A 14674-nucleotide genomic window follows, 5' to 3' on the forward strand; every position below is an offset into this window, starting at 1 on the left:
TGTGTCACTGGGGCTTGAAACCACGCCCCGCGGAAATCGGTGTGTCGCCGCGGCTCGCTTCGCTCAGAACCTCGCTACCGCTCTCCGGCTCGCGTCGCTCGCCGGTTCGCATCGAGGCGTTCGGTCGCTTCGCTCCCGAACGCCTCGCTCGCTACGGTCGTCGCGCGAACGTCAGATACCCGGTGTGGCCGACGCCGCCGGTCGAGGGGCGGGAGCCGCGGTCGTCGAAGTCCATCTCCCGCTGGATGGTGTCGAGCGTCTCGATACCGTCGAGTCCGACCTCACGGGCCGCGGCGACGACCTCGCGGGTGTTCTCGACGAACGGGGAGTACACCGCGAGCGAGCCGCCCCGCGAGAGCAGCGTGGGCGTCCGCTCGACGACGGCGGGGGCGTCCTCGGTGTCGAGTGTCACCGCGTCAAAGCCCGACAGTCCGTCCAGGTCGTCGGTCACGTCGCCGGTCCGGACCTCGACGCTGTCGTCGACCCCGGCTATCTCCATGTTGTTGCGTGCGACATCGGCAAAGTCGGGGTCGATCTCGTAGGTCACCACGTCGGCACCCATCCGGCCCATATAGGCGCTGAGGATACCGGTCCCTGTCCCCGCGTCCAGCACGCGGTCGCCGGCGGCGATACCGGTCTTGCCGACCACGAGCCCCACGTCGCGGGGCATCATCGGCGCGCCGGTGCGTTCGAGATGGGCAAAGAGGTCCGGCCCGCGGAGCCGTCGGACGGTGAAGCCAGTACCCAGATGGGTCTCGACGACGTCGCCGGGTGCCACGTCTTCGGGCACCTCCAGGATGCCGAGGTCGGACTCGAACCGCTCGCCCGGTTCGAGCAGATACTCGCGGTCCTCGTGGACGAACAGATACACGCTACTCCAGTTCGTCGACCGCGTCCGCGAGGTCGCCGTCGTTTGCCTCCAGCGTCTCGCGGGCGGTGTCCTCGTCGACACCGGTCCGCATCGCGACGATTTCCACGTCGTCCTCGTCGACCGCGCTGCCCGCGGCCGAATCGCTCGATTCCTCGCTGTCCTCGGCCGCACCGGCATCGAGTTCGCGCGTCTCGGGGTCGCCGACGACCTGGTAGGTCTTCTGGCCCTGGGCCTCCATCAGCTGGACCTCGGCGTCCGTGAAGACGAGTTCCTCGTCGGGGGTCCGGATAATCACTTCCTCGGCATCGATATCCTCCATATCGATACCCATCTGTTCCATCATCTGTTTCATCTTGCGCGGGTTCATCCCGCCGCCTCCGCCGAACATACCCGAGGCTGCGCGTTCTGGAATAAAAAGCCCACCGACCCGTCGGCTTCCCCGCTGGTGGGACACCGCGAGTCCGCAGAATCTCAGTCACCGACACGCCGTCGTCCCGGCCCTCGTGGTACGACTGTCACGCCCGTCGCACAGCGACGCTCAGCTATCCGCGCCCTGTCTGACCTTCACTGCCATCCCGGTCTCGAAGTCGGCCATACCCTCGCCGGGCAGCTCCGCGCGGCCGACCGCAAGCAGGTCGCCGTTCTCGTGGACGACGAGCGTCTCGTCGCCGGGCCGGATGTCGGGGTCTGCTTTCCGGACGAACTTCGCGAAGGCGTTGCGGCCCTCGCGGACGAACGGCTCGCTCTCCGACCCCACGACGACGCGGTAGGCGGGGGCGTCAAACGAGTCCAGCAGGCGTCGGCCGCCGGCCAGCCCGAGAACGAAGCGACCGTCGGTGGCGTAGGTGGCGATGCGACCGTCGTCGGCGTGGACCTGGCGGGGCCGCCCCGAACTGGTGTGGGTGACCTCGACGGCGGACGCGGCCGGGAACAGCGCCGCGCCGGCGCCACGTCCGAACTGGTAGTCGGCCCCGCGACGGAGGCCACGGAGCTCGCTGTCGCTCATTGCCCGAGATGGCGTCTGTGTGGGTAACCCGTTTTCGGTCCGGAGGCGGGCGGACAGTCGCCGGCCCCATCGCCTGCCACGTCCCGGGCAATTGCTGGCCGCGTTTGGGGAAATTTATACCCGATGGCCCGTTAGTTTCGGTCACAATGGCTACAGACAAGCGGAAAGTGTATGCGGGCGCCGCGTTGCTGGTCGTCAGTTCGGTGTTGATTCTCGCGTCGGGCCCGTTCGATATCGGTATCTCGACCACCATCGCCGGCGTGATGGGCGCCGTCGCGGCGCTGGGGCTTGCCGCCGGCGCGTTGCTGGTCGGGACCTCCGAAGACGGTCGGGCGGTCTGAACGCGGTCTTTCTCTCCGTCCTGCTCCGTGGCGACCGCTACAGCAGGAACTTGTCAGGGTCGCTACTGAGGTCGACGAAACCGTCGACGGCGGACTTGAGGTCTTCCGAGGAGGACTCCTCGAAGCCCATCGCCTCGATGCGACACCCCTCGTGGCGGACGTACCGACAGACGCGAGCGAAGTCGCCGTCGCCGGTACAGAGGACGATAGCGTCGTTGTGTTTTGCCAGCGTAACCGCGTCGAGGCTCATCCCCACGTCCCAGTCGGCCTTCTGTGAGCCGTCCTGGAACGTCTTGATGTCCTTGATGCGGGTCTCGAAGCCGATGTCGGTCAGCGCCTCGAAGAAAGACTCCTCCTCGGGGGAGTCGGCACGGATGACGTAGGCGATAGCGCGGGTGAGTTCGCGGCCGTCGACGGCCGCTTCGAGCAGTTCCGAGTAGTCGATGTTCCGCGAGTAGAGACTCTGGGCTGTGTGATAGAGGTTCTGCGCGTCGGCCAGGATGGCCACGCGTTGTCCCGGATGTGAGACAGTCATACGCTGATTTGTCACCCGAGCCCGGATAGGTTTTCGGGCTCGGCGGGAGCAAAAAGGATAAGTCGCTCACGGACGGCGCTTGTGGTATGCGACGACGCTGGCTCCCGGGTCGGGCGGTACCCAGTGGCGACGGCGTCGTCCCCAAACGCAAGCGCAAGCCATAGCTTCTGACTCCCGGCGGGCGTCACCCCGTCGCGGGTCGCTGACTCGTGGCGGGCGTGGCGAACCCGTCACGGGTCGCTTCTCTGGTCGAGGACAACCGGACGACTAATCCCACAGCGACACCACACCACTCAGCAATGACAGCAATCGACTTCCACGGCGTCTACCCCGCGATGTGTACGCCGTTCCACGATGACGACGAGCGCAGTATCGACTTCGAGACACTCCGCGAAGACGCCCGACGGCTCGAAGCCGCCGGCGTCGACGGCCTGGTCCCGGCCGGCTCGACCGGCGAGTCGGCGACGATGACCCACGACGAACACATCGAGGTCGTCGAGGCGGTCATCGACGCCGTCGACGACGTCCCCGTCATCGCCGGCACCGGCTCCAACAACACCCGCGAGGCCCTCTCGCTCTCCCGGCGGGCCGCCGACGCCGGCGCCGACGCTCTGCTCCTGATTTCGCCGTACTACAACAAGCCCGAACAGCGCGGGCTGGTCGACCACTACGAGACCATCGCCGACGCGGTTGACTGCCCGCAAATCGTCTACAACGTCCCCTCGCGGACGGGACAGAACATCGAGCCGGACACCGCCGTCGAGCTGGCCGCCCACGAGAACATCCAGGCCTACAAGGCCGCAAGCGGCGACATGAACCAGATATCGGAGATAATCGAGCGTACGCGCGACGAGGAGTTCGCGGTGCTGTCGGGCGACGACGGGATGACGCTCCCGATGCTCTCGGTCGGTGGGGCGGGCTGTATCTCCGTGGCCGCCAACGTCGAGCCCGAGCGCACCTGCGCGATGGTCGGGGCGGCACTGGCCGGAGACTACGAGCGCGCGCGAGCCATCCACCACGAGCTCGGTCCGCTCTTTCGCGAGCTGTTCGTCGAGACCAACCCCATCCCGGTCAAGGAGGCCATGCGGATTCGCGGCTACGGCCCGGCCCACCTCCGCTCGCCCCTCTCGCGGCTGGGCGACGAGTACCTCGATGACCTGCGTACCGTACTGGCCGACCTCGAAACCGAAGATCTGGAGGACGCCTACGCGGAGATAGAGCGATGACACGGGTCGCGGTAAACGGGGCGGCGGGCCGCATGGGACGGGCGGTCATCGAGACGGCAGCCGGCCGCGAGGACGTAACGGTCGTCGTCGGCTTCGGGACGGAACCGGACGAGATAGCCGGCGTCCCCGTCGTCGCCGAGGGACACGTCGACGCGTTGACCGACTACGACGTGGACGTGGTCGTCGACTTCGCGGTCCCCGAGTCGACCCTGTCCGTGGCCGAGGCCTGCGTCGCGGCCGACGCGGGGCTGGTCGTCGGGACGACCGGCTTCGACGATGACGGGCTGGCCGCGCTGGACGACGCCAGCGACTCGATTCCGCTGCTGAAGGCGACGAACTTCTCGCGGGGCATCCAGGTGCTCCAGCGCGCCGTCCGGGAGGCGGTGGGGGCGCTGGACGACTACGACCTCGAACTCATGGAGAGCCACCACAACGGGAAAGTCGACGCGCCATCCGGGACCGCAAAGAGCCTGCTGGACGTGATTCAGGAAGAACGCGACGTCGAACCCGTCTACGGCCGGGAGGGACACGCCCCGCGTGCCGACGACGAGATCGGCGTCTTCGCCCGCCGGGCCGGCGACATCCGCGGCGAACACGAACTCATTCTCGCGGGCAACGACGAGGTGCTGTCGCTCTCCCATCACGCCGAGGACCGGGCCGTCTTCGCCGCCGGGGCCCTCGACGCCGCGGCGTGGCTCTCGGGACGGTCGGCCGACCAGTACGACTTCGGCGAGGTCGTGGACGCCTGAGAGTCGTATTATCGACCTTATACACTCTTGTCAATTTAACGTATAGCCTTATACCGGACGAGCGGCCACTGTGTGATATGGTCACAACACACCGACGACCGGCGTCCCGGTGCCCACACTGTGCGGGCGAGTTCGAACCGACACCGACAGCCACCCACTGCAGCGACTGTGGCTACATACGGAGCGCCAACTGACTGTCCCGGTCGCATCGGCTCACAACTAGCCAACTGTTCTCCGTTGGCCGACCCGGCGTAGCGTCCGCTGCAGCGGAATCCAGTGTCGCTATACGTTCGGAGCAGGTACGCGGCCATATGCTCGGACAGGACCTGCAGCGCAACATCGAGGACCTCTGGACAGCGTACGAACAGGGCGCCACCGTCGAGGACGTCGAGCCGCCACAGCTCGATACGCTCGATGAGTTCCTCGCCGCACTGGAAAACGGCGACGTTCGCGCCGCCGAGAAGCGAGACGGCGAGTGGGAGGCAAACGAGTGGGTGAAACAGGGCATCCTCCTGAACTTCGCCTTCCGGCGGACCCACGAGCGTGAACACGGCGGCGTCACCTACCACGACGTGCTGCCGCTGCGTGACACCGCCGACCTCGGCGACCGCGGCACCCGCAACACGCCCGACGGGACGACCATCCGGCGCGGGGCGTACCTGGGCGAGGACTGCATCATGATGTCGCCCTCCTTCGTCAACATCGGCGCCCACGTCGGCGACGGGACGCTCATCGACTCCTGTGACACCGTCGGTTCCTGTGCACAGATCGGCGAGAACGTCAAGCTCGGCGCGAACACGCTCATCGGCGGCGTCCTCGAACCGGTCGAGAGCGCCCCCGTCATCGTCGAGGACGACGTCTCCCTGGGCGCGGGCTGTCGGGTGACCAGCGGCTTCGTGGTCGGCGAAGGCTCCATCGTCGGCGAGAACACGCTGCTGACGCCGCGCATCCCCGTCTACGACCTCGTCGAGGAGGAGGTCCTCTACGGCGAACTGCCGCCCGAGCGGCGGGCCTTCCAGCGCTTCGTCGACTCCTCTGTCGGCGAACACGACCTCATCCCCGGCGGCGCCTACAAGCCCGCCGTGGTGGCGACCGACGTCGAAGAGGAGACGCTGGAGGCGACGGAGCGGGAAGACGCGCTCAGAGACTAGCGAGGTTCCTCACGGCGTTTGGAACCTCGACACCGCAAGCGGTGACCGCAGGGAACCGCGAGCAGCGAGACGTCTCGCTTCGCTCGGACCGCCCACTCACGACTCGCGTCGCTCGCCGTTCGTGATTCGAGACTTCTCGCTTACACTGCCTCCGCCAGCGCCCGGTAGAACGCCCCGGCGGAGTCGAACCGCTCGTCGGGGTCAGCCGCGAGCGCCCGGGCGAGATGTGGTTTGACCCGGGAGGAGACGCTCTGTATCGGCCGCGGCATCGTCGCTGGGTCCGGCGACGGCGGGTCGGGCGGGCGCTGCTCACAGCAGAGCCAGTAGGCCAGCGCGCCGAGCTGGTAGACGGCGGTCGTCGCGGTCAGGCGGCCCTCCCGCTGTTCGGGCGCGAGAAACGGGCCGTCGTGGGCCAGCCCGACCGCCTCGCGGACGGCCCACTCGATGCCCCAGTTGGCGACCGTCGCCCGCCGGCCCCCATCCGCCTCTAGCAGGTGGACGTTCTCGGGGACCAGCCCGCAGAGCGTCGTCGACTGGCCGCCCACGGTGTCGACCGCATCGGCGACGTCGCCAAGCACTTCGACCCGAGAGCGGGCCGGAAGCTCCGTCCCGATGTCGGCAAGCGAGTGCGCGCCGACGCGGTAGGCGACCCAGGAGGTGGGGTCGGTGCCGGACTCGTGTATCGCGGCGACGTTGGGCGCGCCATCGTGCGCCTGCCAGCGCTCGAACGGCTCGGCGAAGGCCTCAGGGACGCCCTCGTCGGTCGCATACTTCCGCGAGACGGTGAGTATCTGGGCGTCGGTGCCGCCGTGCCACGGCGTCGAGTAGCGGTGGACGGCGCCGTCGGTGTCGGTAAACTCCACCTGGGTCACGTCGGGAACGGAGGCGCCGAGCTGGCCGGGACTGGCCGGGCCGACTGTCCCCACGTCGGAGGGGCCCGCCGGCTCGTCTGAGGAGGTCGTCCCGGGCTCGGGTTCGTCCGGCTGCTCGGGCTCGGGGATCTCGGCGACCGCGTCGGGGTCGAAGCGCACGCCGGACCGGGTGATGTCGTTGCGTAGAAAGCGGTGGGCTCGCTCCTCGAACTCCTCGCCGCGGCCGTCGTAGACCCGGAGGTGCTTGAAGTCATAGAGCCCCTGGAGCTTCTTGGCGCGGTCGGCGGCCTCTTGGCGTGTGGACGCGACCGTCATCGCGCAGGTCCCGGCCTCGGGGACGACGCTCCACCCGCCGACGAGTTCGTCACGGCGTACCGTGAGTATCTCAAACAGCGGGTTCCAGTAGAGCCCGCCGACGCTGCGCGGGGAGTCCCACCGGACGAGACACGGGTGGCGGTCGGCCTCCATCTTCGATTTCGCGTAGCGCATGGCCGAGAGCTGGGAGTCGTGGGTGGCGTGGGTCTCCCCCGTTCGTGACCCCTGGCGGTAGTCCTCGACGACCCAGAGGCTCCCCTGCTTGATTATCTCCAAGGGCGGCCGGCGCGGGACCTCCTGTTCCATGATATTACCGGGTTCTCCCTTCCTGCTGGAGAGTCGATTGTTGGAGCAAAAATAGGTTTGGGTGCGCGCAACCCCGGAGCGCAACCCTTGTTACCGGGCGTCGCCGTGTATCAAGCAATGAGTCAGGACTCTCCGCCGGTCCGCCGTCTCGCGGACTGGGACCACGACCGCCTCGGTCGGCTTGGGGCCGACCACGGGACGCCGCTGTACGTCGTCGACCTCGACCGCGTCGCCGAAAACTACGAGCGGTTCGCGTCGGCGTTCCCCGACGCCCACGTGATGTACGCCGCGAAGGCCCACACCGGCCGTGCCGTCCTCTCGAAGCTGCTTTCGGCCGGCGCCGACATCGAGTGTGCCGCCGCCGGCGAACTCAAGCGGGCCATCGAGGCCGGGGCGGACCCGAACACGCTGCAGTACACCGCCGTGAACCCGCCCGACGGCGACCTCGACTACGCCGTCGAACTGGCCGAGGAGAACCCAGGTCTCACCATCACCGGCGGCGCTCGGGACACTTTCGACCGCCTCGAAGACCGGGGGTACGACGGCCGTGTCGCCGTCCGCATCAACCCCGGTATCGGCACCGGTCACCACGAGAAGGTGGCGACGGGCAAAGACGCCAAGTTCGGTATCCCCTACGAGCAGGTGCCCGAGGTGGCCGCGGACGTGGCCGACCGGTTCGACCTCGTGGGCATCCACGCCCACGCCGGCAGCGGTGTCCTCCACGACGACCTGGACGACCACTGCCGCGCCATCGGGAAAGTCGCCGACATGGGTCGGCGCGTCGAGCGCGAAGTGACGCCCCTGGACTTCGTGGACTTCGGCGGCGGCTTCGGCGTGCCCTATCGCGAGGACGGGGAGCCACTGGATATGGTGGTCGTCGGCGAGAAGGTCCGGGACGCGGTCGGCGAGTTAGACGCCCGGATAAAGCTCGAACCGGGCCGCTACGTCGTCGCCGACGCCGAACTCATCCTCACGAAGGTAAACACTATCAAGGAGGCACCCGCGGCGACGGTCGTCGGCGTCGACGCCTCGCTGGCGACGCTCATCCGGCCGGCGATGTTCGGGTCGTACCACCCGATTCGGAACGTATCGGCCCCCGACCGCGACCCGGAACCGGTCTCCGTGGGCGGGCCCTGCTGTACCAGCGCCGACGTGTTCTGTACCGACCGACCCATCGCCCGCCCGGAGCGCGAGGAGCTGCTGGCCATCGGCAACGCCGGCGCCTACGGCTACGAACTCGCGAACCAGTTCCACTCCCAGCCCCGGCCCGCGGAGGTCGCCATCGAGGGCGGAGAGACGCGAATCGTCCGGGAGCGCGAGACGCTGGCCGACGTGACCCGCATGGAGCGATGAGCGTCGGCTTCGACCTCGAAGCGTTCCACCGGGAGGCCGTCGAGACCGACTCGACCGAGGACGTGGGCCCGATTCGGGACCTGCTCGTGGCGACGCTGGACCGGGCCGGCGCCGACCCGACTGTTGACGAGCTTGGCAACGTCATCGCGACGGCGGGCGCGGCCGACCCCGACGCCGCGGCGGCCGCCGACGGGACCCATCTCGTCTTGAACACCCATATCGACACCGTGCCGCCCCATCTGCCCTACGAGCGTCGGGAGACACCGCCGGGCGACGAAGAGATAACCGGCGATGGAGGCGGCCTCACCGGCGACGTCGTCTGTGGCCGGGGCGCGTGTGACGCGAAGGGGCCACTCGCCGCGCTCGTCGAGGCCTTCCTCACCGTCGAGCCCGAGGATGGCGCGGTGACGCTGGCCGTCTCCACCGACGAGGAGACCACACAGACCGGCGGCGCCCACCTCGCCGAGACGCTCGATGCGGACGGCTACATCGTGGGCGAGCCCACGGGACTGGACGTCTGTACCGCGGCGAAGGGGCAGTTCGAGGGCCGGGTGACGATTCACGGCGAGAGCGGCCACGCGGCGGACCCCGAGAGCGGGGCCAACGCCATCAGAGCCGCGGCGCCCGTCCTGCAGGCGATGGAGAGCTACGACGAGCGCGAGGGGCCGGGGAGACACGAGCCGCTGGGTCGCCCCATCCTGACGCCGTCGATGGTCGAGGGCGGCGAGGCGACCAACCAGATACCGGCCGAGTGTACCATCACGTTCGACCGGCGCTCGGTGCCCCCCGAGACGAGCGACGAGTTCCCCGGGGCGCTGGAAGCCCACCTCTCGGAGTGGCTCCCCGAGTCGATGAGCCTCGACGTGGCGCTCATCCGGCCCGACACGCCCTTCCCCGACGCCTTCGCCACGGACCCCGATTCGGCCCTCGTCCGGGCGCTCGGCGAGGCAAGCGGCGGGGCCGTCCGGCCGTTCGAGGCCGCGACGGAGGCCTCCTACTTCGCCGAGAGCGGCCCGACGGTCGTCTTCGGTCCGGGCGTGCTCTCCGACGGTGTCGGCGCGGTCGCCCACTCGAAACGCGAGTACGTCCGCCTCTCGGAAGTCCGGGCCGCCGCTCGCGCGGTCCGGGAGACCGTCGAGCGACTCGTCCAGTAGCGCCGCTGTGCCGACTAGTCGAGCAGCGCCATCGCTTCCTCGTCGGTCACCTGCGAGAAGTCCCGGAAGAACTGTCCGACGGCCCTGAACGACCGGGGCCGCTCCAGCACGACGAGGTGGTCGACCCGCCGCTCCAGGTCGTCGGCGGTCCGGGGCGACCCGACCGGAACCGCGGCGGCGACACTCGCAGCGCCGGCCGCCCGGACCCGCTCGACGCAGGCGAACATCGTCGCGCCCGTTGCGAGCCCGTCGTCGACGATACAGACGTGCTCGCCGTCGAGGGAAAGGGGCGGGCGGCCCTCGCGGTAGCGGTCGAACTTCTCTCTGGCCGCCCGCCGTTCGCGGTCGATTTCGTCGTCCAGATACCCCGCGGGCGGGTCTACCTTCCCGATGAGGGAGTCGTTGCGCCACGTCGTCCCGTCGTCGGCGACGGCGGCGACCGCCAGCTCGGGGTTGTCGGGCGCGCCGACCTTGCTCGCGACCACCACGTCTATGGGAACGTCGAGTTCGTCCGCGACGGGGCGGGCGACCGGCAGCCCGCCGCGGGGGATACCCAGGACGACGTCGACAGCGAACGCCGACTGACGGACCGCCGCGGCCAGCTGTTCACCGGCGTCCGTTCGGTCCGTGAACATATCAAATCGTAGGGCAGAGGCGGACTTAATCCCCGCGGCTACTCCGAGGACACTCCTGTGTAGTGTCCGCCGACTTCGCACGGTCACGGGAACGCGACGACGGTGCAGTCCGAGGTCAACCGGCCGCTGGCGGCGCTACCGACCAGTCGACGCGTCGGCTCGCAGGCAAAGCGAGGGGTCGCTGACGCCGCCACGGCTGATCAGTCCTGAGCGGAGTCCGCTGGGCGAGCGCGAGTCCGACGGCCATCAACTATTCAAGCAGAGATATCGGTTATTGGGTATGGATGATAATCGAACGGTGACAGACGAAATCGTCTCCGCGGTCGCCCAAGCGGAGGGTGTCGACCCGGCCGACGTGGAGCCCTCGCTGTTCGAGTCCGTCGACACCAGGGCGTTAGAGCGGCTCTTCCGCGACACCAGGGGCCACGTCACCTTCGAGTACAAGAACTACGTGGTGACGGTAAGTAGTGACGGCGACATCACGCTCGAACCGCTGGCCACGTAGACCCGCTACGTCCCGTCGACGTCCGCCGCCAGGTCGGCCGCGAGGCCGGTGTAGCCGGCCGGCGTCAGCGCTTCTAGCTCCGCCCGCACGTCTTTGCTCACGTCGAGGCCCGCAATCATTTCGCGGAAGTCCTCGATGGTCACGTCCTGACCCCGCGTCGCCTGCTTCACCTGCTCGTAGGCGTCGTCGTGGCCCTCCCGGCGGAGGATAGTCTGGACGGCCTCGCCGATAATCTCGGGCGTGTCGTCCAGCTCCGCCCGCATGACCTGCTCGTTTGGCACTACCTTCGCCAGCCCGTTCTGGCACTTGCCGTAGGCGATAAGCGAGTACGCCAGGGCGGAGCCGACGTTTCGCTTGACCGTCGAGTCCGAGAGGTCCCGCTGGAGCCGGGAGTTGGTGACGTAGTCCCCGAGGAAGACGAGATCGGAGTTCGCTTTCGAGAGGTTCCCCTCGCTGTTCTCGAAGTCTATCGGGTTGACCTTGTGGGGCATCGTCGAGGAGCCGGTCTCGCCCTCGACGGTCTGTTGCCCGAGATAGCGGTCGGAGACGTAGAGCCACATGTCCCGGTTCATGTCCAGCAGGACGTTGTTGGCCCCCCGGACCGCATCGAAGAGGACCGCGAGGTCGTCACAGGGATTGACCTGCGTTGTCAGGGGCTCGTGGTCCAGACCGAGCGAGCCGACGAACGCCTCGGCGACGGCGGGCCAGTCCACGTCCGGGTAGGCGGCGTGGTGGGCCGCATACGTCCCGGAGGCCCCGGCGAGCTTGCCCGAGAGCGAATCCGCGGCCCGCTCGATGCGGGCGATGGCCTGCCCGAGTCGGGAGGCGTAGACCGCCATCTCCTTGCCGAACGTCGTCGGGGTGGCCGGCTGGCCGTGGGTCCGGGCGAGCATCGGCAGGTCGGCGTGCTCGTGGGCCATCCCGACGAGCGTATCACGAATCTCGCGCAGTTCCGGCACCAGCACGTCCTCGGCGGCTGGCTTGACCAGCAGGCGGTGAGCCAGGTTGTTCACGTCCTCGCTGGTCAGCCCGAAGTGAATCCAGTGGTCGGCGTCGAGCCCCTCGGGCATGCCCAGACGGATGAAATACTCGATGGCCTTGACGTCGTGGTTCGTGGCAGCGTACTCGCCGTACCCCTCGGTCTCAAGTTGCTTGACGACGCTCGCGTCCTCGTCGTCGAAGTCCTCGTAGAGCGCGCGGAGTTTGGCCCGCTGGTCCGTGGCGATGGAGAGGGGTGTCGCGTCGAGGTCGGCCAGCGCGACGAGATACTCCACTTCCACTTCGACGCGGGCGCGCATGAGCGCCCGCTCGCTGGCGTACGGGACGAGCGGTTCGGTGTACCGGGCGTAGCGGCCGTCGAGCGGAGAAACGGCGGCGAGGGGGCCTCTGTCGGTCATACCGCACTCTCCGCCGGAGACCCGAAAAAGCGTGTCGACTCACACTGCCGGCTGGACGGTCGAACCCGGAGTCACGACCTCGTTTTCGAAACGTCGCAGCCGGCATGTCCGCGTTATGGCAGCTTCAGGTACGTGTCGCCCCGCTGCTGGACGCGCACGACCTCGGCGACGCCGGACCGCACCGTCGTCACACCGGTCGCGAGGTCCTGTGCGGCGTGGCCAAACCGGTCCAGGGAGTTCGCGCAGGCGGAAATCTCGACGCCGGACTGGGCCATCCGCGTCACTTTGTCAGCCTCGGGACTGGTTTCGAGGAGGAAACGGACCCCGGGCCCGTTGACGACGACCTCCATCAGCTCCGGCGGCGTCTCGACTGAGTCGTCGTTGACGAGGTTCGCGAGATTGCGCAGCGCCATCTGCCAGTCACCGATGTCGTCGCTGGAGATGTGTACCAGAATCGAACAGTGACTGCTCATGCCAGCCGATGCGTCCGGACCGAGATAAATCCCCGCCCGGGACACCCGACCGTAGTCGGCCCGAGCCGGCCGTCCGGTGGGCCCTGACGGCAGCGTTCCCCCCCGAGCGCGACCCGCGCATTTCGCAACTACTTTGCGCGCCGGCCGCCCGGAGATAGGTATGAAACTCGCCGGTATGGCCAGCAACCGTGGCCGGAACCTCTTGAACATCGCCGACCGCTCGCCCGGCGGCGCCGAGTTCGCCGTCGTCCTGACGAACGACGCCGACGCGCCCGTCCTGGAGGCCGCAGCGGAGCGTGGCATCCCGACCGAAGTCGTCGAGCGAGACGAGGACGAGTCCCGCCAGTCCCACGAGGAGCGGGTCCTCGACGCCCTCGCGGACTACGACTTCGACCTGGTGACGCTGGACGGCTACATGCGCATCCTCAGCGAGACCTTCCTCGACGACGCGCCGACCACGCTGAACGTCCACCCGTCTCTGCTCCCGAACTTCGACGGGATGGACCCCCACGAGCAGGTCCTCGATGCGGGCGTCAAAGTCACGGGCTGTACCGTCCACGTCGTCGACGAGACGGTCGACGGCGGCCCCATCGTCACCCAGGAACCCATCCCGGTCTTCGAGGGCGACGACACCGACGCCCTGAAAGAGCGCGTCCTCTACGAGGGCGAGTTCACGGCCTACCCCAGAGTCGTCGAGTGGTTCGCCGAGGGCCGCGTCGACGTCGACTGGGACGACGGCACGGTCGACGTCGAGGGCGACGAGGGCGGGGCGTTCCCCGCGCGCCGGCTGGTCTCGGACGACCGCGCCGCGGACCTCCGGTACGGGGAGAACCCCCACCAGGACGCCGCGCTGTACGCCGACACCACCGTCTCGGAGGCTAGCGTCGTCCACGCCGACCAGTTGAACGAGGGCGCCAAGGCCCTGTCGTACAACAACTACAACGACGCGGACGGGGCCCTGAACCTCATCAAGGAGTTCGACGAGCCGGCCGCCGCCGTCATCAAACACACGAACCCCGCCGGCTGTGCGACCGCCGACTCCGTCGCCGAGGCCTACGGCAAGGCCCTCTCGACGGACCCGATGAGCGCCTTCGGCGGCATCGTCGCGCTCAACCGGGAGTGCGATACGGCGACCGCCGAACAGATCATCGACTCGTTCAAGGAGGTCGTCGTCGCGCCGGGCTACACCGACGCCGCGCTGGACGTGCTCTTCGAGAAGGAGAACCTCCGCGTGCTAGAGGTCAACGACAACTTCGAGGTGACCGATACGCTCACCGAGAAACCCCTGGTCGGGGGCCGACTCGTCCAGGAGCGCGACACCCAGCACCTCACCCCGGAGGACCTCGAAGTGGTCACCGAGCGCCAGCCCACCGAGGAACAGATAGAGTCGATGCTGTTTGCCTGGCACACGCTCAAACACGTCAAGTCCAACGGCATCCTCTTCGCGAAGGGAACGGAGACCGTGGGCATCGGCATGGGCCAGGTCTCCCGCGTCGACGCCGTCCGGCTGGCCGCCATGAAGGCCGACGAACACGCCGAGGGCAAGGACGCGGCGGGCGCCGTGATGGCCTCCGACGCCTTCTTCCCGTTCCCGGACGGCATCGAGGAGGCCGCCAAAGCGGGCATCGAGGCCGTCATCCAGCCCGGCGGCTCGAAGAACGACGAGAGCGTCATCGAGGCCGCCGACGAACACGACATGACGATGGTCATGACCGGCCAGCGCAGTTTCAGACACGACTGAGAGGAGTGTCTGAAGCTCGGAAGGCGACCAGCGGGAGTCTTCCG

Annotated in this window: 16 protein-coding genes; 8 read left to right on the forward strand and 8 right to left on the reverse strand. The window is 68.3% G+C overall.

From position 1 onward, the window contains the following. Positions 1-151 precede the first annotated feature (151 nt). The 3 genes from VJ162_RS05870 to VJ162_RS05880 all read right to left on the reverse strand — a co-directional run bounded on the left by VJ162_RS05870 (position 152) and on the right by VJ162_RS05880 (position 1877). The gene (locus VJ162_RS05870) at positions 152-871 is read right to left on the reverse strand and encodes a methyltransferase domain-containing protein (protein WP_324663027.1); all 720 of its coding nucleotides are present in this window, start codon (positions 869-871) and stop codon (positions 152-154) included. A gap of 1 nt (position 872) precedes the next feature. Continuing rightward, positions 873-1259, reverse strand: coding sequence for a nascent polypeptide-associated complex protein (locus VJ162_RS05875; protein ID WP_324663029.1), 387 nt, complete (start codon positions 1257-1259; stop codon positions 873-875). Between the two features lie 150 nt (positions 1260-1409). Continuing rightward, positions 1410-1877, reverse strand: coding sequence for a PUA domain-containing protein (locus tag VJ162_RS05880; RefSeq protein ID WP_324663032.1), 468 nt, complete (start codon positions 1875-1877; stop codon positions 1410-1412). A gap of 146 nt (positions 1878-2023) precedes the next feature. Here VJ162_RS05880 and VJ162_RS05885 point away from each other — a divergent pair, with 146 nt between their 5' ends. After that, complete coding sequence (locus VJ162_RS05885; protein ID WP_324663033.1) at positions 2024-2218, forward strand: hypothetical protein; 195 nt, start codon at positions 2024-2026, stop codon at positions 2216-2218. Positions 2219-2255: 37 nt separating this feature from the next. On the opposite strand, the gene VJ162_RS05890 is transcribed toward VJ162_RS05885, so the two are convergent. Further along, entirely contained in the window at positions 2256-2753 is a 498-nt protein-coding gene (locus VJ162_RS05890) for a LabA-like NYN domain-containing protein (protein ID WP_324663034.1), read from the reverse strand. Between the two features lie 299 nt (positions 2754-3052). Between VJ162_RS05890 and dapA the strand changes: the two genes are divergently transcribed. From dapA to VJ162_RS05905, 3 genes are all read left to right on the forward strand, one after another. Beyond that, positions 3053-3979: a 4-hydroxy-tetrahydrodipicolinate synthase gene (dapA, locus tag VJ162_RS05895; RefSeq protein WP_324663035.1), complete on the forward strand. Its 927-nt coding sequence runs from the start codon at positions 3053-3055 to the stop codon at positions 3977-3979. Further along, positions 3976-4728, forward strand: a complete 753-nt coding sequence (gene dapB / locus VJ162_RS05900) for a 4-hydroxy-tetrahydrodipicolinate reductase (protein ID WP_324663037.1) — start codon at positions 3976-3978, stop codon at positions 4726-4728. Before dapA ends, dapB begins: the two co-directional genes overlap by 4 nt. Positions 4729-5039: 311 nt before the next feature. After that, positions 5040-5879 (forward strand): 2,3,4,5-tetrahydropyridine-2,6-dicarboxylate N-succinyltransferase, encoded by an 840-nt coding sequence (locus VJ162_RS05905; protein ID WP_324663039.1) that lies wholly within the window; start codon positions 5040-5042, stop codon positions 5877-5879. Between the two features lie 140 nt (positions 5880-6019). Here the strand turns inward: VJ162_RS05905 and VJ162_RS05910 are convergent, their stop codons facing one another. Further along, the gene (locus VJ162_RS05910) at positions 6020-7372 is read right to left on the reverse strand and encodes a protein kinase family protein (RefSeq protein WP_324663040.1); all 1353 of its coding nucleotides are present in this window, start codon (positions 7370-7372) and stop codon (positions 6020-6022) included. A 117-nt stretch (positions 7373-7489) separates the two neighbouring features. Between VJ162_RS05910 and lysA the strand changes: the two genes are divergently transcribed. Continuing rightward, positions 7490-8725, forward strand: coding sequence for a diaminopimelate decarboxylase (gene lysA / locus VJ162_RS05915; RefSeq protein WP_324663041.1), 1236 nt, complete (start codon positions 7490-7492; stop codon positions 8723-8725). After that, positions 8722-9879: a M20 family metallopeptidase gene (locus VJ162_RS05920; protein ID WP_324663042.1), complete on the forward strand. Its 1158-nt coding sequence runs from the start codon at positions 8722-8724 to the stop codon at positions 9877-9879. Before lysA ends, VJ162_RS05920 begins: the two co-directional genes overlap by 4 nt. Before the next feature lie 14 nt (positions 9880-9893). On the opposite strand, the gene VJ162_RS05925 is transcribed toward VJ162_RS05920, so the two are convergent. Then, on the reverse strand, positions 9894-10514 hold the full coding sequence (locus tag VJ162_RS05925) for a phosphoribosyltransferase (RefSeq protein ID WP_324663043.1): 621 nt from the start codon (positions 10512-10514) through the stop codon (positions 9894-9896). A 280-nt stretch (positions 10515-10794) separates the two neighbouring features. Here VJ162_RS05925 and VJ162_RS05930 point away from each other — a divergent pair, with 280 nt between their 5' ends. After that, a complete protein-coding gene (locus VJ162_RS05930; RefSeq protein WP_324663044.1) occupies positions 10795-11019 on the forward strand; it encodes a HalOD1 output domain-containing protein in 225 nt (74 codons plus the stop codon). A gap of 5 nt (positions 11020-11024) precedes the next feature. Here VJ162_RS05930 and purB read toward each other — a convergent pair whose 3' ends face one another. Both purB and VJ162_RS05940 read right to left on the reverse strand, forming a co-directional pair. Next, positions 11025-12416: an adenylosuccinate lyase gene (gene purB / locus VJ162_RS05935; protein WP_324663046.1), complete on the reverse strand. Its 1392-nt coding sequence runs from the start codon at positions 12414-12416 to the stop codon at positions 11025-11027. Positions 12417-12529: 113 nt separating this feature from the next. After that, positions 12530-12889, reverse strand: a complete 360-nt coding sequence (locus VJ162_RS05940; RefSeq protein WP_324663048.1) for a DsrE family protein — start codon at positions 12887-12889, stop codon at positions 12530-12532. A gap of 160 nt (positions 12890-13049) precedes the next feature. Here VJ162_RS05940 and purH point away from each other — a divergent pair, with 160 nt between their 5' ends. Further along, positions 13050-14630: a bifunctional phosphoribosylaminoimidazolecarboxamide formyltransferase/IMP cyclohydrolase gene (gene purH / locus VJ162_RS05945; RefSeq protein WP_324663049.1), complete on the forward strand. Its 1581-nt coding sequence runs from the start codon at positions 13050-13052 to the stop codon at positions 14628-14630. Positions 14631-14674: the final 44 nt, after the last annotated feature.

It is taken from the genome of Haloarcula sediminis (assembly GCF_035656455.1).
Taxonomy (GTDB): domain Archaea; phylum Halobacteriota; class Halobacteria; order Halobacteriales; family Haloarculaceae; genus Haloarcula; species Haloarcula sediminis.